The organism is Salinibacterium sp. NYA9b (assembly GCF_976973725.1).
Genome location: NZ_OZ333476.1, coordinates 1538687 through 1563629, shown reverse-complemented (window position 1 = coordinate 1563629; position 24943 = coordinate 1538687). Strand labels below are relative to the sequence as shown.

Genomic DNA, 24943 nt, shown 5'->3' with positions numbered 1-24943 from the left:
AGAGTGACTACAGCACAGTCGATTCCTAATTCTCACCTCAGCGTCCGTGGCGCTCGGGTTCACAATCTCAAGAACGTTGACCTCGAGATTCCGCGCGACTCTCTCGTTGTCTTCACTGGTCTTTCCGGGTCAGGCAAATCGAGCCTCGCGTTCGACACTATTTTCGCAGAGGGCCAGCGACGCTACGTCGAATCGCTTTCGGCCTATGCGCGTCAATTCCTAGGCCAGGTCGATCGGCCAGACGTCGATTTCATTGAGGGACTCAGCCCGGCGGTCTCGATTGACCAGAAATCCACGAACCGAAACCCACGGTCAACCGTCGGAACGATCACAGAGATCTACGACTACATGCGACTGTTGTGGGCGCGCATCGGAGTTCCGCACTGCGCCGTGTGCGGCGAAAAGATTGAGCGCCAATCGGTGCAACAAATTGCCGACCAACTGATGAAGCTTGAGAGCGGCACACGCTATCAAATTGTCAGTCCCGTCGTTTCTCAGAAAAAGGGCGAGTTCGTTGATCTCTTCGCGGAGCTCGCCTCGAGCGGTTACTCCCGCGCCATCGTGGATGGCGATGTCATCCAGCTCAGCGAGCCTCCCAAGCTGAAGAAGCAGTACAAACACGATATTTCTGTCGTCGTTGACCGGTTGGTGGCAAGCGACGACATCCTTACGCGCCTTACCGATTCACTCGAGACCGCACTGCGACTCACCGACGGAACTGTCGCGATCAACTTTGTTGACGAGGAGGGGGATGCCGCGTGGCGTTCGTTCTCCGAGAAGCTGTCCTGCCCCAATAATCACCCCATCCAGCTCACCGAAATCGAGCCACGCACCTTCTCATTCAACGCCCCTTTCGGCGCGTGCCCGGAGTGTTCGGGGCTCGGTACCCGCATGTCGATCGACGCAGAGCTCCTCATCGCCGATGATTCAGTCAGTCTCTCTGAGGGCGCAATCTTGCCCTGGACGAACTCGGGCAAGGGTCTCTATAACTACTTCGAAAAGTTGCTCGGCGGCCTAGCCCTCGACCTTGATTTCTCGCTCGACACTCCGTGGGGCGATCTCCCCGAAGATGTTCGCGAAGCAGTATTGCGAGGCAACGATTTCAAGGTGTCCGTTAAGTGGAAAAACCGCTACGGGCGCGAGATGAAGTACTCCACGGGGTTTGAGGGAGTGATTCCCTACATCGAGCGCAAATACCTCGAGGCGGAGACAGATGTTCAGCGCCAGCGCTATGCGGCGTACCTCCGCGAGATTCCCTGCCCCGTATGTGATGGCAAGCGTTTGAAGCCAGAGGTCTTGGCCGTTACTGTCGCTGACAACAGCATTTCTGACATCTGCGAGCTCAGCCTCATCGATGCCTACGGCTTCATGAATGAACTGGTTCTCTCTGAGCGGGATGCCCACATTGCTGCTCAAGTGCTTCGCGAAATCCGATTGCGCCTAGAATTCTTGGTCGAGGTCGGCCTGAGCTATCTGAACCTCGCACGTGCGGCCGCAACATTGAGCGGTGGCGAGGCGCAACGCATTCGTCTGGCGACCCAAATTGGCTCCGGTCTCACTGGCGTGCTCTATGTGCTCGACGAGCCCAGCATCGGACTTCACCAGCGTGACAACCGACGATTGATCGAAACTCTCGTCAAGCTCAAGAACCTCGGCAACACCCTCATCGTGGTTGAGCACGATGAAGATACGATTCGCACCGCCGATTGGGTTGTCGATATTGGGCCTGGCGCCGGCGAACACGGTGGAGAAGTCGTTCACTCCGGTTCCTACGAAGAGCTACTCACCAATACACGGTCGATAACCGCTGACTACCTGTCGGGGCGTAAGGCCATCGAAACGCCGAAGAAGCGTCGCCCGATTGACAAGGCGCGCCAGATTACCGTTGAGGGAGCGAAGGCGAACAACCTCAAGAACGTCACCGTCAAATTCCCGCTTGGCACGTTCACCGCGGTCACGGGCGTCAGTGGTTCTGGAAAATCAAGCCTCGTCAACGACATCCTCTACAAGGTCCTTGCCAACGAACTCAACGGTGCGCGCCAGATTCCAGGCAAGCACACGCGAGTCACGGGCCTCGAGAACCTCGACAAGGTAGTTCATGTCGACCAGAACCCGATCGGACGCACTCCACGATCCAATCCCGCCACGTACACGGGCGTCTTCGACAAGATCCGCACGTTGTTCTCCGAGACCGCGGATGCGAAAGCTCGAGGATACTTGCCCGGTCGCTTCAGCTTTAACGTCAAGGGCGGTCGCTGCGAGAACTGTTCGGGTGACGGCACTATCAAGATCGAGATGAACTTCTTGCCCGACGTGTACGTCGCGTGTGAAGTGTGCGGGGGAGCGCGCTATAACCGCGACACCCTCGCCGTAAAGTACAAGGCCAAGAACATCGCTGAAGTGCTCGACATGCCGATCAGTGAGGCCGCGGACTTCTTCGAGGCAATCACGAGCATTCACCGTTACTTGAAGACGCTCGAAGAGGTCGGGCTTGGCTATGTGCGTCTCGGCCAGAGCGCGACAACTCTCTCGGGCGGTGAGGCACAACGAGTCAAGCTTGCTACTGAGCTCCAGCGCCGATCGATGGGGCGCAGCGTCTATGTGCTCGATGAGCCAACGACAGGTCTCCACTTCGAAGACGTGCGCAAGCTCTTGTTGGTGCTCAACGGTCTCGTTGATAAGGGAAACACTGTCATCGTGATCGAGCACAACCTTGATGTCATTAAGTCTGCTGACTGGCTCATTGATCTCGGCCCCGAAGGCGGGTCTGGCGGCGGAGAGCTGCTGTCCGTCGGAGCTCCCGAGAAGGTCGCCAAGGTCGCGGGAAGCCACACTGGCCAGTTCTTGGCTGAAGTATTGAGTGGCAATCGTGTCTAGGCCGCTGGGAGTCAACGGTGGCTAACACTGTTCCTTGGCGCCCGCGCGCAGGAGACATCCCTAACCAGCCTGGCGTCTATCGGTTCACCGACGATAAGAAGCGCGTGCTCTACGTGGGAAAAGCGAAGAACTTGCGCGCCCGTCTCAGCAACTACTTTGCACCGCTGACCACTCTTCACGAGCGCACTCGACGGATGGTGCTCACCGCAACAAACGTTGAGTGGACGATCGTCGGCAATGACTTTGAAGCGCTGCAGCTGGAATACACCTGGATCAAAGAATTCGATCCGCCGTTTAACGTTCAGTACAAAGACGACAAGTCCTACCCGTACCTTGCGATCACGATGGGTGATCCTGTTCCAAGGGTGCTTGTCACGCGCAATCGTAACCTGCCCAATGCGCGATACTTCGGCCCCTATTCGCGCGCGTGGGCCATCCGCGACACGGTCGATGTGATGCTCAAAGCTTTCCCGATGCGCAGCTGCTCGACGTCGGTCTACAAGCGCGCCCAACAAACTGGTCGCCCCTGCTTGCTCGGCGATATTGGTAAGTGTGCGGCGCCCTGTGTCGGCCGAGTGACGCTCGAAGAGCATAAATCGATTGCACTAGATTTTGCGTCGTTCATGGGAGGCAACGACTCTCGAATGCTCAACTCAATCAAAGCCAAAATGGCAGAGTCCGCAGCGACTCAGGAGTATGAGGCGGCCGCGCGCTATCGAGACCAAATTGGGGCGATGGAGACAGCGCTCGCTAAAAACCAGATCGTGTTGTCCGAGGATGTGGATGCCGATTTCTTCGGAATTGCGCACGATGAACTCGCAGCCGCCGTGCAACAGTTCATTGTTCGAGGCGGCCGAATTCGCGGTGTTCGTGGATGGGTCGTCGATAAAGAACTGGATGTCGAACTCGGCGGACTGGTCGAATCTGTGTTGCAGAACGCCTACGACGACACCGTCCCACCGCGCGATGTCCTCGTGCCAGCGCTGCCAGAGGACGGCACTGCGCTGGAAGAGTGGCTAGCGCAGCGCCGTGGGCCGGGCGCGCGCGTCCGTTTGAGGGTCGCGCAGCGGGGCGAAAAGGCGTCACTGGCACAGACTGTGGAGACAAACGCTAAGAACGCGCTCATGCTCTATAAGTCGAAACGGAGCGGCGACTTCGTTGCTCGTTCGCAGGCGCTGGCAGATATCCAGGAAGCATTGGGAATGACCGAGGCTCCGCTTCGGATGGAATGTTTCGACGTTTCGCACCTCTCAGGCACGAATGTGGTTGCATCCATGGTCGTCTTCGAAGATGGACTGCCCAAGAAGCAGCACTACCGGCGTTTTAATATCCCCGAGACCACCGACGACACTGATTCCATCTACCAGGTCCTCACGCGTCGGCTTGCCTATCTTGCCGCCGGGAATGCGGTCCCTACTGCCGCTGAAGCGCAGGCGACTTCACCCAACAAGACGCTCAGTACGGGGGAGCCCGATGAGGATGCCGCAGCTTCTGCGGAGCTCGCGACCGATGTCGTGGCTCCTTCTCCCAAGTTTGCTTATCCGCCCCAATTGCTCATCGTTGATGGTGGGCAACCGCAGGTTTCAGCGGCACAGCGCGCTCTCGAGGAGTCCGGCGTTTCCGGTATCCAACTCGCTGGAATTGCTAAGCGACTAGAAGAGATCTGGCTGCCCAACTCTGAGTATCCGGTTATTCTTCCCCGCAATAGTGATGCGCTTTTTTTGATTCAACGCATCCGCGATGAGGCGCACCGCTCCGCAATTACTCATCAGCGTCAGCGAAGGTCAAAGGACATTTCCTCGATCCTCTCCACTGTTCCGGGCCTCGGCCCGTCCCGCATCAAGGCGCTGTTGCAGCACTTTGGCTCCGTCGCTCGGCTCAAGGCGGCAACGCCCGAACAGATCACAGAAGTCCCGGGAGTAGGAGAGGCGACTGCTGCCGCGATCATCGAGAAGCTCGGTCAGCGCTAGCTCAGGTAGTCTGAAGCCACCATGAAACCCGTGACAGAGCAGCAAGAAGTTCTTATTGTGACTGGCATGTCGGGCGCCGGTCGTTCGACCGTCGGCAACGCGCTAGAGGATCTCGGCTGGTATGTCGTAGACAACTTGCCACCTCAGATGCTTCTGCCTCTTGTGGACCTCGCTCACCGCGCCGGAGATTCCCTCCCACGCGTGGCTGCGGTTATCGACGTGCGTGGTGGCAAACTCTTCTCGGATGCCCAGCATGCAATTGAGGCCCTCCGTGCTTCCACTTCTCTTCGGGTTCTTTTTCTTGATGCCGAAGATGCCGCGCTGGTTCGCCGTTTTGAGCAGGTCCGCCGGCCGCACCCTCTCCAAGATGAGGGAACCCCGCTCGATGGAATTGCTGCCGAACGAACCCGTATGGCGGAGATTCGCTCCAGTAGCGACATCATCATCGACACTACAGACCTCAACATCCACCAGTTGGCGATGACCATCATCGAAAAGTTCTCTGCGGAGAGCGACGCTGGATTGCGTATTACTATTGAGAGCTTCGGATTTAAGTACGGACTTCCAGCAGACGCCGACATGGTTGCTGACTGCAGATTCTTACCTAATCCCTTTTGGGTGCCCGAGCTCAAAGCATTAGACGGACTCGATGAACGCGTCCGTGCCTATGTCGTTGGGGCGCCAGGAGCACAGGAGTTCGTTGCAGATTATGCGCGAGCCCTCGAACCTGTATTCGCCGGGTATCAGCGCGAGAATAAAAGACACGCAACGATCGCGATCGGCTGTACTGGTGGCAAACACCGTTCGGTTGCGATTGCCGAAGAGCTGTCAGCTATTCTTAGCGGCCTGCCCGGTGTAGCCGTAAGCATTAAGCATCGGGACCGTGGACGAGAGTAGATTGCTCATCCAACAGAACCGCCATCTTGGAAGGAAGGCCAGTTAGTGGCATTAACTGCTGAAGTCAAAGACGAACTGGCACGAATTCAGTTGGGCAAGACGACTGAGCGCGCTGCAGAGCTCGCAACAATTTTGCGGTTCTCGGGTGGTCTCCATCTGATTTCCGGACGTATCGCCGTCGAATCTGAGCTGGAAAGCGAATTGCTCGCTCGCCGTGTGCGGCGCGACATTGCTGAGCTGTACGGCGTTCGCTCTGAGATCTCGCGCGTTGCGTCTTCCGGTGGCCGGCGTACGAACAATCTTCTGGTGCGCGTTCTCGACGGGGGAGAGACCCTCGCTCGCCAGACTGGACTTTTGGATGCCCGCCGCCGCCCCATCCGCGGCCTCCCGAACCGCGTGACTACTGGCGGCCGCGGTGAACTCGCTGCTGTCTGGCGTGGGGCGTTTCTTGCGGCAGGCTCGCTCACAGACCCGGGTCGCTCGGCCGCTCTCGAAGTAACCTGCCCTGGCAACGAGGCCGCAATGGCGCTCGTTGGCGCTGCAGGTCGACTCCGCGTCGCCGCAAAGGCACGCGAGGTTCGCGGTGTTCACCGTGTCGTTGTTCGCGATGGCGAAGCCATTAGCGCCATGCTCACGATCATGGGCGCCGAGACGACTGTGGTGAGCTGGAACGAATTGCGTCAACGTCGCGAAGTTCGCGCCACCGCCAACCGCCTAGTGAACTTTGACGATGCGAACCTTCGCCGTTCGGCGCAAGCTGCTGTTGCCGCGTGCGCCCGCGTCGAACGCGCTCTTGAGATCCTGGGGGATGACGTGCCGCAGCACCTGCGTTACGCCGGCGAACTTCGCCTCAGCCACCGAGACTCAAGCCTGGACGAATTAGGCCACCATGCTGATCCGCCGATGACGAAGGATGCCGTTGCTGGCCGCATCCGTCGGCTACTGGCAATGGCGGACAAGCGCGCAAGCGACCTCGGTGTAGCCGGTACTGAAGCAAACCTTCCCGCTGAGTTGGACGAGGCTTAGCGTTCCCTCCATACGACACGTGCGTCGGATGGACGTGGTTAGACTGGATGTATCTCACCTGACCGTGCTCGCCAGCCGGCGCAGGAATCACGATCCTAGGAGGACTTCCGATGGCTGATTACACGCTTCCAGAACTTTCGTACGACTACTCCGCGCTTGAGCCAAGCATCAGCGCCATGATCATGGAGTTGCACCACAGCAAGCACCACCAGGCATATGTCACTGGTGCGAATGCTGCGATCGCCGGGCTTGCTGAAGCTCGCGATTCCGGAAACCTCGCCAATGTAAACAAGCTCGAGAAGGACCTCGCGTTCAACTTGGGTGGACACATCAACCACTCCATTTTCTGGACCAACATGTCGCCCAACGGTGGCGACAAGCCCACCGGCGACCTTGAGAGCGCCATCGACGACCACTTCGGCTCGTTCGATAAGTTCACGGCACACTTCACAGCGACCGCTATGGGTGTGCAGGGTTCAGGCTGGGCAGTGTTGGCTTGGGACTCCATCGGTGAGCGCCTCATCATCGTTCAGTTCTTCGACCAGCAGGGCAACTTGCCTGCGGGCATCGTTCCTCTCCTCATGCTTGATGTGTGGGAGCACGCCTACTACCTCGACTACAAGAACGTGCGTGCTGACTACGTCAAGGCGTTCTGGAACATCGTTGACTGGGCCAACGTTCAGGACCGCTTCAGCGCAGCGCGCTCGAAGACAAACGGTCTGCTGCTACTCTCGTAGCGGCATCGTGGCCGGGTTAGGCCCCGGCTTTAGCCCAGTCTCCACCCAAGCAACACCCCCACCACTACAGCACGACGCGTCCTAGACGCCTGATTTTCTGGAGCAACAGTGAGCGTAAAAATCGGTATTAATGGTTTCGGTCGCATCGGTCGCAACTTCTTTCGAGCGGCAATGGCTAAGGACAGCAACATTGAAATTGTTGCGGTCAACGACCTCACAGACAACAAGACCCTCGCTCATCTCCTCAAGTACGACACCATCACTGGTCGTCTAGACGCTGAGGTTACGTTTGATGACGAGCAGATCGTCGTCGACGGCAAGGCAATCAAGGTTTTCGCTGAGCGCGATCCCTCGAACCTCCCGTGGGGCGAGCTTGGCGTCGACATCGTCATCGAGTCGACCGGTCACTTCACCAAGTCGGCGGATGCTGCGAAGCACATCGCTGCTGGTGCCAAGAAGGTCATCGTTTCGGCGCCGGCTTCGGGCGATGACGTAGCAACTCTGGTGCTCGGCGTCAACGAGGGAATCTACGACCCCGCCGTTCACAACATCATCTCGAACGCATCGTGCACGACCAACTGCCTCGCACCGTTGGCCAAGGTCTTCATGGACAACTTCGGAATCGACACCGGGTTCATGACGACTGTTCACGCGTACACCGCAGATCAGAACCTTCAGGACGGCCCGCACGGAGACCTTCGCCGCGCTCGCGCAGCAGCGCAGAACGTCATCCCGACGTCGACTGGTGCAGCTAAGGCACTCGGCTTGGTCATCCCTGAGCTCGTCGGCAAGCTCGATGGTTATGCACTTCGCGTTCCCGTCATCACTGGTTCGATCACTGACCTCACCATCACGACTTCGTCTGAAGTTACGGTCGAGCAGGTCAACGCGGCGTACAAGGCCGCGGCTGAGGGCCCTCTCAAGGGCATCCTCAAGTACACCGAGGACCCCATCGTTTCCACCGACATCGTCGGCGACCCACACTCGTCGATCTTCGATGCAGGACTGACGAAGGTCATTGGCAACCAGGTCAAGGTCGCTTCGTGGTACGACAACGAGTGGGGTTACTCCAACCGCCTCGTTGACGTTGCAGAATACGTCGGCGCCCGCCTCTAACATCCAACGACTATGAGCCTCAGAACTCTTTCAACGCTTCCCGACTTGCGCGGTAAGCGCGTGATCGTCCGTTGCGACCTGAACGTACCCCTCAAGGACGGCCAGATCACGGATGACGGTCGCATTCGTGCATCGTTGCCCACGCTCAACGCACTCATCAATGAGGGCGCTCGCGTCGTCATCGTGTCTCACCTGGGTCGCCCCGGTGGTGAGCCCGATGCTCAGTACAGCCTCGAGCCGGTCGCACAGCGGCTCTCGGAGCTGTTGGGCAAAGCCGTTGTGTTCGCTAAGGACACCGTCGGGCACGCCGCTGAGCAAGCGGTTGCCGAGCTCGACGATTGCGGCGTAGCGCTGTTGGAGAATCTGCGGTTCAACTCCGGTGAAACCTCAAAGTCAGAGACGGAACGCGAAGAGTTTGCCGCCAAGCTCGCTCGCTTCGGCGACGCGTTCGTCTCTGACGGTTTCGGAGTAGTTCATCGCAAGCAAGCAAGCGTGTTTGAGTTGGCTAAGGCCCTCCCGAGTGCTGCTGGTTTGCTTATCGAGACTGAACTTGGCGTTCTCGAGCGCCTCACGGTAACCCCAGAGCGTCCTTACACGGTCGTGTTGGGCGGTTCTAAAGTTTCTGACAAGCTCGACGTCATCGGCGCGCTTCTTCCGCGCGTTGATTCGTTGCTCGTTGGTGGCGGAATGCTCTTCACCTTCCTTGCCGCGCAGGGCTACAAGGTTGGAGCTAGCCTCCTTGAAAACGATCAGCTCGATACAGTCAGGGGCTATATCGCCCAGGCTGAAGAGTTGGGTGTCGAGATTGTTCTTCCGACAGACATTGCAGTGGCCGCTTCGTTCGGGCCGGATGCCGCTCACACAATAACGTCGGCTCAGGCGATTGAAGACACCGAGTTCGGTGCTGCTGGCATCGGACTCGACATCGGGCCGGACACTGCAGCTCGATTCGCCGAAGTAATTCGGGCCTCCAAGACTGTTTTCTGGAACGGGCCTATGGGCGTGTTCGAGTTCCCAGCATTTGCGGCAGGAACGAAGGCAGTCGCGCAAGCGCTCACGGAGACAGATGGGTTCGGCGTTGTCGGTGGTGGCGATTCTGCCGCAGCCGTTCGCGCATTAGGTTTTGACGACGACCAGTTTGGTCACATTTCTACGGGTGGCGGTGCGAGCCTCGAGTTTCTCGAAGGCAAGCAGCTCCCCGGACTGGAGGTACTTGGATGGCAAAGGTAAAGCGCGTCCCGCTTATTGCGGGCAATTGGAAGATGAATCTTGACCATCTTCAGTCAATCGCGTTTGTGCAGAAGTTGGCATGGACGTTGAAAGACGCAAATCACGACTTCGGTGTCGACGGTGCAGAGGTTGCGGTGTTTCCCCCGTTCACCGATCTGCGTTCGGTGCAAACCCTCGTCGCAGCGGACAAGCTTGACGTACGCTTCGGCGGCCAAGATCTTTCCGAACATGATTCGGGTGCATACACGGGAGAAATCTCCGGTGCGTTCCTGTCATCGCTTGACTGCCGCTATGTGCTGGTCGGTCACTCCGAGCGTCGCACGATGCACGGAGAAACCGATGAGCAGCTTGCTCGCAAGGTTGCCGCAGCGCTGAAGCACGGCCTCGTGCCGGTTCTGTGCGTCGGCGAGACCGCGGATGACCTCGAAGCTCACGGTCCTAGCGCTGTCCCCGTCGCTCAGCTGAAGGCCGGACTCGCTGGACTCTCTGGCACGCCAGAGCTCGTAGTTGCTTACGAGCCCGTCTGGGCTATCGGCTCGGGCAAGGCCGCGACACCTGAACAGGCCGAGCAAGTTGCGGCACGACTGCGCGAGACCCTCGCCGAGGTGCTCGGCGATGATGTCGCTGCGGCCACACGAATCCTCTATGGCGGTTCCGTGAAGTCAAGCAACATTGCGAGCCTCATGCGCGAACCCAACATTGACGGCGCTCTTGTGGGCGGTGCAAGCCTTGATGTGGCGGAATTTGCCAGCATCTCGCGCTTCTCCAAGCACGTCGGCACCTAGCCGTTATACTGTTCGAGGCCGGAACGGCCTGTTCGAAAGGTTCTTTGTGGAAATTCTCCAAGTTGTGCTGCAGGTATTGCTCGGCATTACGAGCTTGCTGCTCACACTTCTCATCCTTCTTCACCGCGGACGCGGTGGAGGTCTCTCCGACATGTTCGGCGGGGGAACCACGTCCAATCTGGGTGCTTCCGGTGTTGCAGAACGCAACCTGAACCGCATCACTGTGATCCTGGGCGTCGTATGGATCAGTTGCATCGTCGTACTCGGTCTCATCACCAAATACAACGGCGCTTAAGAACCTCCAGCTTTAGCAAACGAAGGAACACAGTGGCAGCAGGCGGAAGTGCAATTCGTGGGTCGCGCGTTGGCTCGGGCCCGATGGGGGAACAAGATCGTGGTTTTCACGCTGAACGCGTGCAGATCTCGTACTGGGACGCTCTCGGGAACGAAACCGTAAGGTCGTTCTCGGCGAACGTTCCCGACGACGAAATCCCCGCGACGATTGATTGCCCGTCGTCCGGTCTGCCCGCGGGCCGCGACAAGGAGAACCCGCCGTCGGCTTCGAAACTGGAGCCCTACAAAACCCATCTTGCCTACGTCAAAGAGCGTCGCAGCGATGACGAAGCGACTGAGCTCCTCGATGAGGCTCTTCTGCAGCTTCGAACCCGTCGTGGCACGGCTACCGCGGAATAGCACGATCGCTGTCAGCGTGGTCTTTTAACATCGCATAGTGCGGTCGACACAAGCCTAAGAACAGAGGCCCCAACCGAATCGGTTGGGGCCTCTGTTCGTTAAAACCGCATCTGAGGTTTAGTGCTCGTCCGTGGAGTCTGCGCTGGTCCAGAACTGCCCAGGATCGATCAACGATGCCGGAACTTGGGCTGCGGCGTCGGAATCGACAAAGAACAAGGTTTTGCGACGGCCTTCAAGGCCCGCTGCGGGAACCTCGTTGTAGCTGGCACCGGCCAGAGTGAGTCCCAACGCGGACGCTTTATCGCTTCCGGCAACGACTGCCCAGATTCGAACTGAAGAGTTGATCACCGGCAGCGTGAGGCTAACTCGTTCATCAGGGGGCTTGGGGGAGTTGCGCACAGCAATAACGGTTCGCTCGGTTTCACGGATGCCTTCACGCTCCGGAAAGAGCGAAGCAATGTGACCGTCCGGGCCGACCCCGAGGAAGACGATGTCGAAGTTCGGGTACTTGCCGTTACGTGCGGAGTGAGCTGCGAGGTCGTTGGCATAAGCCTGAGCCGCGTCATCCAGAGTGAGACCCGAGTCGGATGCCGCAACGGCGTGGACACGGCTGGGGTCGACGGGGATGTGATCGAGCAGAGCAGCGCGCGCCTGCACATCGTTGCGCTCGGGATCGCCGGCAGGCAGCCAACGCTCATCGCCCCACCAGAAGTTAACGCGTGACCAGTCAACACCGTCGCGTTTGGACGACTTATTGATGGCTTCGAGAACTGCTATCCCCATACTTCCACCGGTAAGAACCACGGTTGCTTCATCGAACTCGGCGATGAAGTGGGGGACTTTCGAGAGAAAGCGCGCAGCAACAGCTTTCGCCAGCTTCGCTTTATCGGTGTGGACTATCGCACGACGTTCGTTACTCATTCGCTCTTCGCCTTCGTAGAGTTGTTGATCTGAACCCCAGTGATCTCGCTGACACCGTGACGAACGACGTCACCAAAGAGGCTGTCAGGGTCGAGGCGGCGGAGTTCTTCCGCCAGACAGTCGCGAAGACTGCGCCGTGGCAGCGAAATGTCGTGCACGGGCTGGTCTGGCTGTGTCAACGTTGCGATGTTGGCCATGTTGCGCTCGAGCGTGATCGTGCCCGATGCTCGCTCAAGGATGACGGCGTGGATGCCGGTGGGAACAGGCGAGCCCTCAGCGACGTGCAGCGTGACCTTCACTTTGAGCTGCATCTGCAACCAGGCTGCGAGCAGCATCGTGGAGGCGGAATCGGCGGCGCCACTGACGGTGACGGCGGTGATGGCCTCGTACGGAGGCTGATCCAGCACAGCGGCAAGCTGCGCGCGCCACAGCGTAAGTCTGGTCCACGCGAAGTCTGTGTCACCAGGTACGTAGGTCTTGCACATGCGGTGCATTGCATCCAGCGGGTTGGTGCTGGCAGCCGCATCGGTGATGCGGCGCTGTGCAATACGACCGATTGGTGACTGTGAAGCACTAGCGGGGCCTTCACCGGGCCACCACGCGACGACGGGAGCATCGGGCAGGAGCAATCCAGTTACGAGGCTCTCCTGGTCGAGTGCGGCATCTCCGTGGGCGGTGACAACGATTACCTCGCTCGCACCGGCGTCTCCGCCAACACGAATCTGAGCATCAACGCGAGCGTCGTCGTCACGAGCGGATGACGCGCTGCTCGTCGACACAACCAGTACACGCATCGGGTGTTCACGCGAGGCGTCGTTTGCCGCTTCAATTGCTTCTTCTTCGTTGCCGAACTCGGTCGCAATGATGAGCGTGAGCACGCGACCTAACGCGACCGCACCGCCATCCTCTCGAATGCGCACGAGCGCTTTCGAGATTTTCGCGGTTGTGGTGTTGGGCAGATCAACAATCATGGTCGTCTCCAGACTCGTCCATCGCGTTCCATGAGGTCGTCGGCAGATTTGGGACCCCACGTGCCTGGACGGTACTGCTCCGGTGCGCCTTGCGTTGCCCAGAACTCTTCAATGGGATCGAGAATCTTCCAGCTAAGCTCTACCTCTTCGTGACGGGGGAACAGCGGCGGATCGCCAAGCAAGACGTCAAGAATCAGTCGTTCATAGGCCTCCGGGCTAGCCTCTGTGAAAGCATGGCCGTATCCGAAGTCCATTGTGACGTCGCGCACATGCATTTCGGCGCCGGGAACTTTCGACCCGAAGCGAATCGTGACGCCCTCATCGGGCTGTACGCGGATTACGAGAGCGTTTTGCCCCAGCGCCGAAGTGCGGCTCTCTTCAAAGAGATACTGCGGAGCGCGCTTGAAGACGACGGCAATTTCGGTGACCCGTCGTCCGAGACGCTTTCCAGCGCGGAGGTAGAACGGAACGCCTGACCATCGACGCGTGCCAATGTCGAGGCGAATAGCTGCGTAGGTTTCTGTCTCGGATTCGGGATTCATCCCGTCTTCTTCGAGGAAACCGGTGATCTTTTCGCCACCTTGCCAACCGCCGGCATACTGCCCGCGCGCGGTGTGCTCGCCAAGATTGTCAGGAAGGCGAACCGCCGAAAGTACCTTCTCCTTTTCGGCGCGCAGATCCGCGGCGTCAAAAGAGACAGGTTCTTCCATTGCCGTGAGAGCGAGAAGCTGAAGGAGGTGGTTCTGGATGACGTCGCGAGCTGCGCCGATTCCGTCGTAGTACCCGGCCCGGCCCCCAACTCCGATGTCCTCTGCCATCGTGATCTGAACATGATCGACGTGGTTGGAGTTCCAGATCGGCTCAAAGAGCTGATTGGCAAAGCGCAACGCGAGGATGTTCTGAACGGTCTCTTTGCCCAGATAGTGATCGATGCGAAACACACTGTCGGGAGGGAATACCGATTCAACGACGTCATTGAGCTCGCGAGCCGTCGTGAGATCGCTACCGAATGGCTTCTCGATGACAACGCGACTCCACTGCCCGTCGCGCTGTTCTGCGAGCCCGGAGTTACGGAGCTGCTCCGTTACCTGCGGGAATGACTTCGGAGGGATCGAAAGATAGAACGCGTGGTTGCCCATCGTGCCTCGCTCACTATCCAAATCGGAGAGTGTGTCCTTCAGGCGTTCGAAGGCCGCGGCATCATCAAACTCACCCTGCACGAAGCGAATGCCTTGAGCCAGCTGCTTCCACACATCCTCGTCAAAAGGCGTGCGAGCGTACTGTTTGACAGCGTCGTGAACGACTTTCTCGAAGTCTTGGTCTTCCCAGTCTCGTCGAGCAAAGCCGACGAGTGCGAAGCCTGGGGGAAGTAGCCCCCGGTTGGCGAGGTCATAGACGGCCGGCATGAGCTTCTTGCGCGACAAGTCGCCGGTTACGCCAAAAATGACCAGAGCGCTCGGACCAGCAATACGGTTAAGCCTGCGGTCAGAACTCAACCGCAGGGGATTGAATTCAGCACTGATGTCAACGGGGGACATACTTCTCCTCTACGTGCGGCACGTACGTGCTGCAGCTATCCGATCGCGTCGAGAACCTGCGGCAACGACACCTTCGGGTTCGATACCGTGAGGCTCAAGACGGGGCGGCCGTGCTCAGCAAGCACGCTAGCGTCACCGGCAGCCTGAGCGCGGATGAGCTGTCCAAACGTGAATGGACGGTCGGGAATCTGCAGATCAGATTCTTCGACCACAATGATTTGAAGGAACACACCAATTGCAGGCCCGCCCTTGTGGAACTGACCAGTGGAGTGCAGGAACCGGGGTCCCCAACCGAAAGTGACTGGGCGCTTGGCGCGCGCCGCAGTCTTCTCTCGAAGCTCCGAAAGTTCCGGGTAGCCAGTGCGGTCGGCGTAGACCTGAATGGCGACGTAACCGTCGTCATCGAGGTAGGACAGAAGCGAAGACACAACTCCGGCGAGGTCGCTGCTATCAGCCACCACGCCCTCGGTGCCCCGAACCTCGATGTCGCCAACCGAGAAGGCAGGCGCCTGCGGAGGAGTCGGGTTATCAATGAGTTCCCGCGCTGCGTTCTTTGCAGCCTCAACATCGGGCTGATCAAAGGGGTTGATGCCGAGAAGGCGACCAGCGACGACAGTGGCGTACTCCCAGAGCAGCAACTGTCCACCGAGCGAACCAGCGATTTCAATCTCGCCCTCTGCTACCTCTTTGGTGTCGTCCCAGTCTCCGACGAGTCGAACGATTTGGAGGTCATCCAAACCTTCCGTGACCTCGGGGGAGTCAGTGCGCAGGACAACGGGAAGAAGTCCCTTGCCGAGCTTTCCCGTCGACTCAGCGATGAGCTGCTCAGCCCAATCTCCAAAGCCGAGGATGTGGGTTCCGTCGGTCACGATGCCGAGCTTGTCTTTCAGCGGGTCAGTTCCTGCAATCGCAGCGCCAAGCACGAGACCAGGGTTGCTCTCGTTGTCGACAGCAAGCTCAACCATGACGGCTTCGGCCTCGTCGAGAAGCTCGGTCAGATCGACACCAGCCAGTCCAGACGGAACGAGTCCGAAGGCGGTGAGCGCCGAGTAACGGCCGCCGACGTTGGGATCAGCGTTGAACACGCGGTATCCCGCAGCGCGAGCCGCGACATCCATCGGCGAACCGGGATCAGTGACGATTACGATGCGCTCCCGTGGGTCGATTCCGGCATCCGTGAAGAACTTTTCGTAGATGCGTTTCTGGGAATCAGTCTCGAGCGTAGAGCCCGACTTGGACGAGATGACGACGGCCGTCGACTGAAGACGATCCGCGAGGGCAGCCTGCACCTGTGCGGGGTCTGTCGAGTCGAGAACTGTGAGTTCAACTCCGTACGTGCGAGTAATGACCTCAGGGGCAAGCGACGAACCGCCCATACCGCCGAGGACAAAGTGATCCACGCCGTCGGCGCGCAGTTTGTCGCGCAGAGCGTAGATGTCCTCGATCATCGGCCGACCGACGGAAACAGCTTCGACCCAGCCCAGGCGCTTCGCCGACTCTTCTTCGGCCGCAGGGCCCCAGAGAGTTGCGTCGCCGCCAGTGATGCGGCTTGCAACTAGATCATTGACGAGCTGCGGAACGATGCGGTCGACGGCTTCTGCCGCCGCACCGGATACTGCAAGCTTCACACTCATTTTGCGGCCTCAAGAGCAGCTGACACGGTGTCGAGCAGCTCGTTCCAGGACACGATGAACTTCTCAACGCCCTCCTTTTCGAGCAGCGCGGTCACCTCGTCATACGAGATTCCGAGTGCGGAGAGTGCGTCGAGAGTGAAGTTTGCCGCGTCGTAGTGAGCCGTGACCTGCTCGCCCTCGATTACGCCGTGGTCGAAGGTCGCTTCAAGCGTCTTCTCCGGCATCGTGTTCACCGTCTCGCCAACGGCAAGCTCCGTGACGTAGAGCGTGTCGGGCAGGCTCGGGTCCTTCACACCGGTGGAAGCCCACAGCGGACGCTGCTTGTTTGCGCCAGCGGCAATGAGAGCCTGAGCGCGCTCCGTAGCGAAGGCGTTCTCGTAGACCTGGTACGCAAGACGAGCGTTTGCAATACCGGCCTTGCTCTTGAGAGCCTTGGCGTCATCGGTGCCGATCGCGTCAAGACGCTTGTCGATCTCGGTGTCGACGCGGGAGACGAAGAACGACGCGACCGAGTGAATCTTCGAAAGGTCGTGGCCGGCAGCCTTCGCCTTCTCCAAACCAGCGAGGTAAGCCTCGATAACTTCGCGGTGACGCGCCAAGCTAAAGATCAAGGTGACGTTGACGCTGATTCCGGCTGCGATCGTTGCAGTGATGGCCTCAAGGCCCTCAACGGTCGCGGGAATCTTGATCATTGCGTTCTCGCGGGCAACCTTCGCCCAGAGCTGCTGAGCCTGAGCAATCGTGCCAGCGGCATCATGAGCCAGTCCAGGTTCAACCTCGATCGAGACTCGACCATCGCGGCCGTCAGTTGCGTCATATACGGCGCGGAAAATGTCGCTGGCGGCAGCAACATCATCGGTCGTGATCTCGAACACAGCATCAGTGACGCTCGTGCCCTTGGCCGCCAGAGCAGCGACCTGCTCGTCGTAGGCCTCGCCCTTTGCCAACGCCGTGGCAAAGATCGTGGGGTTAGTCGTGACGCCAACAACGTTGCGTGAAGCAATGAGCGACTGGAGTCCACCCGAGTTGATTCGCTCACGCGAGAGGTCGTCGAGCCAGATGCTTACGCCGACGCCCGAGAGCGCTGCGGTGGGTGTTTCGTTAGTCATTTCTTGTCTCCTTATCTGGGGCGCCTAGACGGCGTCCAGAGAATCGCGTGCAGCGGCCACAACGGCCTCGGTGGTGATTCCAAACTCACGGAAAAGAGTCTTGTAGTCGGCGGATGCTCCAAAGTGATCGATCGAGATGCTGCGACCTGCGTCGCCAACGTACTCGCGCCATCCAGTGGATACTCCTGCTTCAACCGATACGCGTGCACGCACAGTAGAAGGCAAAACGGACTCGCGGTATTCCGCGGTCTGCTCGGCGAACCACTCAAGGCTAGGAGCGGATACGACGCGCGCATTGATTCCGTCAGCCTTGAGCGTCTCGCGCGCTTCCACAGCGAGCTGCACTTCAGAACCGGTGGCAATCAGGATTACGTCCGGAGTTCCGTTCGGCGCCTCAGCGAGCACGTAAGCTCCCTTGGCTACGTTCGCAGCGGAAGCGAAGGTCTCGCCAGACGCGTCGGCATCCCCACGATCGAATGTGGGCACGTTTTGACGGGTGAGGGCGATACCCGCTGGGCCGTTACGACGCTCAAGGATGGTCTTCCATGCCCAGGCGGTCTCGTTGGCGTCGGCTGGGCGAACTACGTCCATGCCAGGAATCATGCGCAAGCTAGCAAGCTGCTCGATCGGCTGGTGAGTAGGACCGTCTTCGCCGAGGGCGATCGAGTCGTGAGTCCAGACAAAGATCGACGGCACACCCATGAGAGCGGCCAGTCGAACAGCAGGACGCATGTAGTCGCTGAAGATCAGGAACGTTCCGCCGAAAGCACGAGTGTTTCCGTGAAGAACGATGCCGTTGATAATCGCGCCCATGGCGTGCTCGCGGATACCGAAGTGGAGTACGCGGCCGTACTCGTTTCCGCTCCACTCGCCGGTGGAGTGCTCGCTCGGCACGAAGGACTTCGCCCCGGCGATGGTGGTGAGGTTCGATTCGGCGAGGTCGGCAGAGCCACCCCACAGCTCGGGCATGATGGCACCAATAGCGCCGAGTACCTTGCCGCTTGCCGCACGAGTCGAGACGTCTTTGCCTGCTTCGAACTGGGGGAGTGCTTCTTCGACGCCCTCAGGCAATGCACCAGAGAGAACACGGTCGAGTAGAGTCTTGCGCTCGGGGTTTGCCGCAGCCCACTTGTCGAAGGATTCTGTCCACTCAGCGCGCTGTTGCTTGCCACGGTCGATAGCTTGACGCGTGTGAGAGATAACGTCGTCGTCGACGACGAAGCTCTGTTCGGGATCAAAGCCGAGAGCCTTCTTAGTGCCAGCAAGTTCTTCAGCGCCCAGAGCGGATCCGTGGATCTTTCCGGTGTTCTGCTTGCTGGGGGCTGGCCAGCCGATAATGGTGCGCAGAATGATGAGCGAAGGCTGGTCGGTGACGGACTTGGCGTCTTCGATCGCGGCGTTGAGCGCCTCGACGTCTTCGACGTATTCGCCGGTCTTCTTCCAGTCGACGACCTGTACGTGCCAGTTGTAGGCCTCGTAGCGCATCTTAACGTCTTCGGTGAAGGCGATGTTGGTGTCGTCTTCGATAGAGATCTGGTTGCTGTCGTAGATCGCAATGAGGTTGCCAAGCTTCTGGTGTCCCGCGAGGGACGAAGCTTCTGCTGATACGCCTTCTTGAAGGTCGCCATCACCGGCAATGACATAAACGAAGTGATCGAAGGGGCTCGTGCCTGCTTCAGCCTCAGGGTCAAATAGTCCACGCTCGTACCGTGCTGCGTAAGCGAAGCCGACAGACGATGCGATTCCTTGCCCGAGAGGGCCCGTGGTGATTTCTACACCCTTGGTGTGCCCGTACTCGGGGTGCCCCGGAGTGAGCGAGCCCCACGTGCGTAGAGCCTTGAGGTCGTCGAGTTCAAGCCCGTACCCCGCGAGGTACAACTGAACGTACTGAGTCAATGAGCTGTGGCCCACCGAGAGAATGAACCGGTCGCGGCCAATCCACTGATCGTCGCTCGGATCGCGACGCATCACCTTCTGAAAGAGCAAGTACGCTGCAGGCGCCAAACTCATCGCGGTACCGGGGTGACCGTTACCTACCTTCTCAACAGCATCTGCCGCCAGAATTCGAGCGGTGTCTACCGCTTTGTTGTCGATGTGATCCCATTGAAAAGCTGCCATGAGAATAATGACCCTTCTGCAAGCGAAGTGCCTAGCCAGAAACGGCTAGGGCACATGAACGACCCGCCACACGCCTTCGTTGGCTCGGTCAGTGGTTTTGCCGTAGTGCACTGGTGGTGCGCGCGAGCATGCCACCGACAGGCGGGCACCCCAAGTATAGGGAACCCAGTAGATGATCGCTCCCTTGCTACGGTGACGGTCAGCAGTTTTTGTTATGCGGTTTAGAATCGTAGGTATGGATGTCACTTTAGAAGCCCCCACGCAGCAGCAACGCATTGGCATCCTTCGCAAGATTCGCGCCTACGTTGCTCTCACGAAACCGCGGGTCATCGAGCTTCTGCTCGTCACCACGGTGCCCGTTATGGTGCTCGCCGCTGGCGGAATCCCTAATCTGTGGCTGGTTTTGGCCACCTTGGTCGGTGGAATTCTCAGCGCATCCTCGGCTAATGCCTTCAATTGCTACATCGACCGCGATATCGACCGCGTGATGGCCCGCACCAAGAACCGACCTCTCGTGACAGGCGAGCTCAGCGACCGCGAGGCTCTCTTGTTCGCGTGGATCAGCGGAGTCGGCTCGGTTGTGTGGCTCGGGTTGCTCACGAACTGGCTTGCAGCAGCGCTGTCGCTGTTCGCGATCCTCTTCTACGTTTTCATCTACACGCTTCTTTTGAAGCGTCGTACACCCCAGAACATCATTTGGGGTGGCATCGCCGGTTGCATGCCCGTGCTTATTGGCTGGGCTGCCGTCACCAATGATCTCTCGTGGGCAGCGTGGATCTTGTTCGCCGTTGTCTTCCTTTGGACGCCGCCGCACTACTGGCCGTTGTCAATGAAGTACCGGGCTGAGTACCAATCTGTTGGCGTTCCCATGCTCGCTGTCGTTCGTGGCCGCGCCGCTGTCGGACTCCAGGTGATCTTGTACGCCTGGGCAACCGTCGCGTGCTCGTTGCTTCTTGTACCGGTTGCTGACATGGGCATCGTATACACGCTCGTAGCGAGCCTGAGCGGCGCCTGGTTCATTATCGAATCTCACCGTTTGTACTCGACGGCGATCCGTCATGGAGACGTCAAAGCTATGCGCGTATTCCACAGCTCGATCAGCTATCTGACGCTCGTATTCCTCGCGGTGGGCATCGACCCGCTGCTGCCGTTCTAGCAGACACAGCAACACCGGGTCGCACCTCGCGGGCTACGTTGTGGCGAAAGACTTCTCGTCGGCTGCCGCTCGCTGCGTAACGCTGGGGCGCAGCGAGAGCACTACGGCCGTCATAGCGGCCGCAATTGCACAAGCAATAACCATGTGGCTACCGACCAGAAGGATCGGCAGTCCACTACGGGACTGAATGATTCCGATTGTGGCCTGAACGACTTCGAGCACGAGCAGAATCACTGCGAAGTCAAGGATTCGACGGTGGCCGCCCTTGGCGAGCAGAATCACCAACGCGAGAGTCGTAGCGAGAAGCACATAGCCCGGCCAACTGTGGACGTGTTGCAGGATGCCCGCATCCAAACCATTGCGCGCCGTGCCATCGTCGCCCGCGTGCGGACCAGCACCGGTCGTGAGAATACCGGCAACGATCGTCAACGCGACGAAGAGGCTCGTCACATGGGTCACGATCGTGATGGGGCGCGACACTTCACTCTGGGTCCCACGAAGCCCGGTCCAGACTCGATAGACGAGGGCCGCGCTCACCGCGACAAGGATCGCTGAGATCGCGTAGTGAACGCCTACGATGCTGGGGTCGAGCTGAACGCGCACGGAAAGCCCACCGATGAGTCCCTGGAGAACGGTACCGCCGAGGATCAGAAGGGCGAGCGACATCAGGTCGCGACGTTCACGGCGGATTCGCAGCACCATAAGAACCATCAGGATGGCGACGAAACCCACGATGATCGATAGCAGTCGATTGCCGAATTCGATAGCGCCGTGCAGCCCCATCTCCGGGGTTGCCACGAGAGATGCGTCGGTGCACAGCGGCCAAGTAGGGCAACCGAGGCCAGAACCAGTCAATCGAACGGCCCCGCCCGTCGCCACGATCAGTATTTGGATGACTAGCGTCGCCACTGCAAAAATTCTCACTCGAGCGTCTACAGATTGGGGCAATCGTGCGATGACGGCGTTCACGGCCGTACCTCCTGTTATTTCGGGCTTCTGCCTGTAGAATGGATTGCGTTCAGGAACACAGCCCACGCCGGGAAGTCAATGTTGACAGCGAGAGAATCTTTCGCTCGTCCTGTTTCAGTCTAAGTTCGCCCGCGCAGTGTTGTGACACAGCGCACGCGGCCCCACTAAATATTCCCGGCAAAGTGCTGTGCGAAGGAATGCCAACGCAGCCACCTTGGTTGATAGGGGCAGGAAAAGAGGTACCAATGTCCGACGTGCTGATCGATCGTCCGGAACTCAATGGCATGGGCCAGTATGAGTTTGGCTGGGCTGACTCCGACGTTGCGGGAGCCTCTGCGCGACGGGGCATCAACGAAGAGGTCGTTCGCGACATCTCTACGCTTAAGAACGAGCCTGAATCTATGCTCAAATTGCGGCTCAAGGGCCTTGAGCTCTTCGGTCGCAAACCGATGCCGAAGTGGGGTGCCGACTTGTCGGGCATCGACTTCGACAACATCAAATACTTTGTGCGCTCCACTGAAAAGCAGGCGCAGACGTGGGAGGACCTTCCCGCAGATATTCGCGATACCTACGAGAAGCTGGGTATTCCGGAGGCAGAGCGCAACCGTCTGGTTTCGGGCGTTGCTGCACAGTATGAGTCCGAGGTTGTTTTCCACTCGATCAACGCCGAGCTTGAAGCCAAGGGCGTCATCTTCATGGACACTGACACGGCGCTGCGCGAGCACCCCGAGTTCTTTGACGAGTACTTCGGCACTGTGATTCCCGCCGGCGACAACAAGTTCGCTGCGCTGAACACCGCCGTGTGGTCGGGTGGTTCCTTCGTTTACGTGCCCAAGGGCGTCCACGTTGAGATCCCGCTTCAGGCCTACTTCCGTATCAACACGGAGAACATGGGCCAGTTCGAGCGCACGCTGATCATCGCTGATGAAGGTTCGTACGTTCACTACATTGAGGGCTGCACGGCTCCGATCTACAAGTCGGACTCGCTTCACTCGGCCGTCGTTGAGATCATCGTGAAGAAGGACGCTCGCGTTCGGTACACGACGATTCAAAACTGGTCAAACAACGTGTACAACCTCGTCACCAAGCGCGCTATCGCTCACGAAGGCGCAACCATGGAGTGGATCGATGGCAACATCGGCTCCAAGGTCACGATGAAGTACCCGTCGATCTACCTGGTGGGGGAGCACGCAAAGGGCGAAACCCTTTCGGTGGCCTTCGCCGGCCCCGGTCAGCACCAAGACGCCGGAGCCAAGATGATCCACATGGCGCCGTACACGACATCCTCGATCGTCTCGAAGTCTGTGGCGCGCGGTGGTGGTCGTGCTGGTTATCGTGGAGAAGTCCGCGTTGACGAGAAGGCCCATCACTCAGCAAACACTGTTCGCTGTGATGCGCTGTTGGTCGACACTATTTCGCGCTCTGATACGTATCCGTCGATTGACATTCGAGTGGATGACGTTCAGCTTGGCCATGAAGCAACGGTTTCCAAGGTCAGCGCTGAGCAGCTCTTCTACCTCCAGTCGCGCGGTATGGAAGAAGATGAGGCGATGGCGATGATCGTGCGTGGCTTCATCGAACCCATCGCGCGCGAACTGCCCATGGAGTACGCCTTCGAACTCAATAAGCTCATTGAACTGAGCATGGAAGGATCCGTCGGCTAAATGACCGTCGTTACACCAGAACAGCACGGACTCACGGCTCACAGCGACGGTGGATGGGACGCAAGCGAAAAAGGCTTCGTTCCCGTTCAGACTCGCTCAGCACGCCCTCAGTCTTTCGAACACACCGATTTCGCTCCCGTCAACGGGCTAGAAGCGGAGTGGAAGCTCACGCCAGTGAAGCTCATCAAACCGCTCCTTGACGACGCACTTGACGGCGCTCCCTACGCGATCGACACCGAGGCCCCTGAGGGCATCAGTGTCGAGTGGGTAGCGCGTGACGACGCGCGCATTGCTTCGGCAGGCGCGCCAGAAGAGCGTGCCTCCGCCAATGCGTGGACCAACTTCGAGCAGGCCCTCGCCATCACCATTACGGGCGAAGAGCACTCAACCGTGCGAATCTCTCGCTCAGAGTTGGGCAGCACTGCACGCGCCGGCCACATCGTGATTACCGCGCGCCCGCACAGCAACGGCACCGTCATTGTGGAGTCCACTGGCTCCGCACTTCTCAGCGAGAACGTTGAGGTCGTTGTTGAGGAAGGCGCAACGCTGAACTTTGTCAGTGTTCAGGACTGGGCAGACGACGCCATCCATCTCGCGAGTCATTTCGTACAGGTCGGACGCTCAGCCACGCTCAAGCACACGATCGTGTCGCTTGGCGGCAAGGTTGTTCGCGTCAACCCGTCGGTGCATTTGTCAGGCGAAGGCGCCGACGGCGAACTCTACGGTCTCTATTTTGCGGATGCGGGACAACACCTCGAGCAGCGTGTTTACCTTCACCATGAAGCGGCCCAAACTCGCGGCCGCGTCAGCTACAAGGGTGCCCTTCAGGGCACCGGAGCGCGCACCGTATGGGTCGGAGACGTCCTCATCGGCCCTCACGCTGCCGGCACCGATAGCTACGAACAGAACCGCAACCTCGTTTTGACCGAGGGAACGCGCGCTGACTCGATCCCGAACCTTGAGATTGAGACTGGCGACATCCAGGGTGCCGGCCACGCTAGCGCAACCGGCCGTTTCGATGATGAGCAGTTGTTCTACCTGCAGGCTCGCGGTATCTCCGAGTCAGAAGCACGACGCCTCGTCGTGATCGGCTTCCTCTCTGAGATCGTTCAGAAGGTCGGCGATGAGCAGCTCGAAGCCCGCCTTCACACCGCCATTGAGGCGGAGCTGGAAGGAACCATCTCGTGACCGCTCAGCGCGTGTGTGGCGTGGACGAACTTGAACCCAACAAGGCCTACCGCGTAGAGCTTGAGGGCACAGCTATCTGTGTCGTAAAAGACTCTGCCGGCACGGTCCATGCCATCGGTGACACGTGCACTCACGGCGACATTTCGCTTGCGGAAGGTTTCGTCGAAGACGGAGCCATCGAGTGCTGGGCCCACGGCTCACTCTTTTCGCTCGACACCGGTAAGCCCTTGAGTTTGCCCGCCTATGAACCTGTACCGGTCTTTGTAGTGAAGATCGACGACGACGGAGGGGTCCACATCGATCCCGAGGACACCGTCGCCATCGAGAGCTAATAGCTCTCCATA

21 protein-coding genes are annotated in these 24943 nt (G+C 59.0%); 14 read left to right on the top strand and 7 right to left on the bottom strand.

Translation table 11 applies throughout. The features are described from left to right. Positions 1-3 precede the first annotated feature (3 nt). The 10 genes from uvrA (at position 4) to ACWFSR_RS07435 (ending at position 11331) form a co-directional block, all read left to right on the top strand. On the top strand, positions 4-2877 hold the full coding sequence (gene uvrA / locus ACWFSR_RS07480) for an excinuclease ABC subunit UvrA (RefSeq protein ID WP_197105656.1): 2874 nt from the start codon (positions 4-6) through the stop codon (positions 2875-2877). A 17-nt stretch (positions 2878-2894) separates the two neighbouring features. Continuing rightward, complete coding sequence (gene uvrC, locus ACWFSR_RS07475; protein WP_447522107.1) at positions 2895-4847, top strand: excinuclease ABC subunit UvrC; 1953 nt, start codon at positions 2895-2897, stop codon at positions 4845-4847. Between the two features lie 21 nt (positions 4848-4868). Then, the gene (gene rapZ / locus ACWFSR_RS07470) at positions 4869-5744 is read left to right on the top strand and encodes an RNase adapter RapZ (RefSeq protein WP_197105654.1); all 876 of its coding nucleotides are present in this window, start codon (positions 4869-4871) and stop codon (positions 5742-5744) included. Positions 5745-5789: 45 nt separating this feature from the next. Next, entirely contained in the window at positions 5790-6770 is a 981-nt protein-coding gene (gene whiA / locus ACWFSR_RS07465) for a DNA-binding protein WhiA (RefSeq protein WP_197105653.1), read from the top strand. Positions 6771-6880: 110 nt separating this feature from the next. Next, a complete protein-coding gene (locus tag ACWFSR_RS07460) occupies positions 6881-7507 on the top strand; it encodes a superoxide dismutase (RefSeq protein WP_197105652.1) in 627 nt (208 codons plus the stop codon). A gap of 108 nt (positions 7508-7615) precedes the next feature. Beyond that, complete coding sequence (gap, locus tag ACWFSR_RS07455) at positions 7616-8623, top strand: type I glyceraldehyde-3-phosphate dehydrogenase (RefSeq protein WP_197109937.1); 1008 nt, start codon at positions 7616-7618, stop codon at positions 8621-8623. Between the two features lie 12 nt (positions 8624-8635). After that, a complete protein-coding gene (locus ACWFSR_RS07450; protein ID WP_197109938.1) occupies positions 8636-9853 on the top strand; it encodes a phosphoglycerate kinase in 1218 nt (405 codons plus the stop codon). Further along, positions 9841-10638, top strand: coding sequence for a triose-phosphate isomerase (gene tpiA, locus ACWFSR_RS07445; protein ID WP_197105649.1), 798 nt, complete (start codon positions 9841-9843; stop codon positions 10636-10638). Before ACWFSR_RS07450 ends, tpiA begins: the two co-directional genes overlap by 13 nt. A 46-nt stretch (positions 10639-10684) precedes the next feature. Further along, a complete protein-coding gene (gene secG, locus ACWFSR_RS07440; protein WP_197105648.1) occupies positions 10685-10933 on the top strand; it encodes a preprotein translocase subunit SecG in 249 nt (82 codons plus the stop codon). Positions 10934-10965: 32 nt separating this feature from the next. Further along, a complete protein-coding gene (locus tag ACWFSR_RS07435) occupies positions 10966-11331 on the top strand; it encodes an RNA polymerase-binding protein RbpA (protein ID WP_197105647.1) in 366 nt (121 codons plus the stop codon). 117 nt (positions 11332-11448) lie between these two features. Here ACWFSR_RS07435 and pgl read toward each other — a convergent pair whose 3' ends face one another. From pgl to tkt, 6 genes are read right to left on the bottom strand one after another with little or no spacing between them, the layout of a single operon-like run. Continuing rightward, positions 11449-12252: a 6-phosphogluconolactonase gene (pgl, locus tag ACWFSR_RS07430; RefSeq protein WP_197105646.1), complete on the bottom strand. Its 804-nt coding sequence runs from the start codon at positions 12250-12252 to the stop codon at positions 11449-11451. Beyond that, positions 12249-13223 (bottom strand): glucose-6-phosphate dehydrogenase assembly protein OpcA, encoded by a 975-nt coding sequence (locus tag ACWFSR_RS07425; RefSeq protein ID WP_197105645.1) that lies wholly within the window; start codon positions 13221-13223, stop codon positions 12249-12251. The genes pgl and ACWFSR_RS07425 overlap by 4 nt, the downstream gene beginning before the upstream one ends. Further along, complete coding sequence (zwf, locus tag ACWFSR_RS07420) at positions 13220-14761, bottom strand: glucose-6-phosphate dehydrogenase (RefSeq protein ID WP_197105644.1); 1542 nt, start codon at positions 14759-14761, stop codon at positions 13220-13222. Before zwf ends, ACWFSR_RS07425 begins: the two co-directional genes overlap by 4 nt. Before the next feature lie 35 nt (positions 14762-14796). Further along, complete coding sequence (locus tag ACWFSR_RS07415; protein WP_447522106.1) at positions 14797-16395, bottom strand: glucose-6-phosphate isomerase; 1599 nt, start codon at positions 16393-16395, stop codon at positions 14797-14799. Continuing rightward, positions 16392-17504 (bottom strand): transaldolase, encoded by a 1113-nt coding sequence (gene tal / locus ACWFSR_RS07410; RefSeq protein WP_197105642.1) that lies wholly within the window; start codon positions 17502-17504, stop codon positions 16392-16394. The genes ACWFSR_RS07415 and tal overlap by 4 nt, the downstream gene beginning before the upstream one ends. Before the next feature lie 24 nt (positions 17505-17528). Then, positions 17529-19622: a transketolase gene (tkt, locus tag ACWFSR_RS07405; RefSeq protein WP_197105641.1), complete on the bottom strand. Its 2094-nt coding sequence runs from the start codon at positions 19620-19622 to the stop codon at positions 17529-17531. A gap of 235 nt (positions 19623-19857) precedes the next feature. Here tkt and ACWFSR_RS07400 point away from each other — a divergent pair, with 235 nt between their 5' ends. After that, positions 19858-20778: a heme o synthase gene (locus tag ACWFSR_RS07400; RefSeq protein WP_197105640.1), complete on the top strand. Its 921-nt coding sequence runs from the start codon at positions 19858-19860 to the stop codon at positions 20776-20778. A 33-nt stretch (positions 20779-20811) separates the two neighbouring features. On the opposite strand, the gene ACWFSR_RS07395 is transcribed toward ACWFSR_RS07400, so the two are convergent. After that, the gene (locus ACWFSR_RS07395) at positions 20812-21702 is read right to left on the bottom strand and encodes a COX15/CtaA family protein (RefSeq protein WP_307784077.1); all 891 of its coding nucleotides are present in this window, start codon (positions 21700-21702) and stop codon (positions 20812-20814) included. A gap of 290 nt (positions 21703-21992) precedes the next feature. Between ACWFSR_RS07395 and sufB the strand changes: the two genes are divergently transcribed. From sufB to ACWFSR_RS07380, 3 genes are read left to right on the top strand one after another with little or no spacing between them, the layout of a single operon-like run. Next, positions 21993-23411: a Fe-S cluster assembly protein SufB gene (sufB, locus tag ACWFSR_RS07390; protein WP_197105638.1), complete on the top strand. Its 1419-nt coding sequence runs from the start codon at positions 21993-21995 to the stop codon at positions 23409-23411. Beyond that, positions 23412-24599: a Fe-S cluster assembly protein SufD gene (sufD, locus tag ACWFSR_RS07385; RefSeq protein WP_447522105.1), complete on the top strand. Its 1188-nt coding sequence runs from the start codon at positions 23412-23414 to the stop codon at positions 24597-24599. Continuing rightward, positions 24596-24931, top strand: coding sequence for a non-heme iron oxygenase ferredoxin subunit (locus ACWFSR_RS07380; RefSeq protein WP_197105636.1), 336 nt, complete (start codon positions 24596-24598; stop codon positions 24929-24931). The genes sufD and ACWFSR_RS07380 overlap by 4 nt, the downstream gene beginning before the upstream one ends. Positions 24932-24943: the final 12 nt, after the last annotated feature.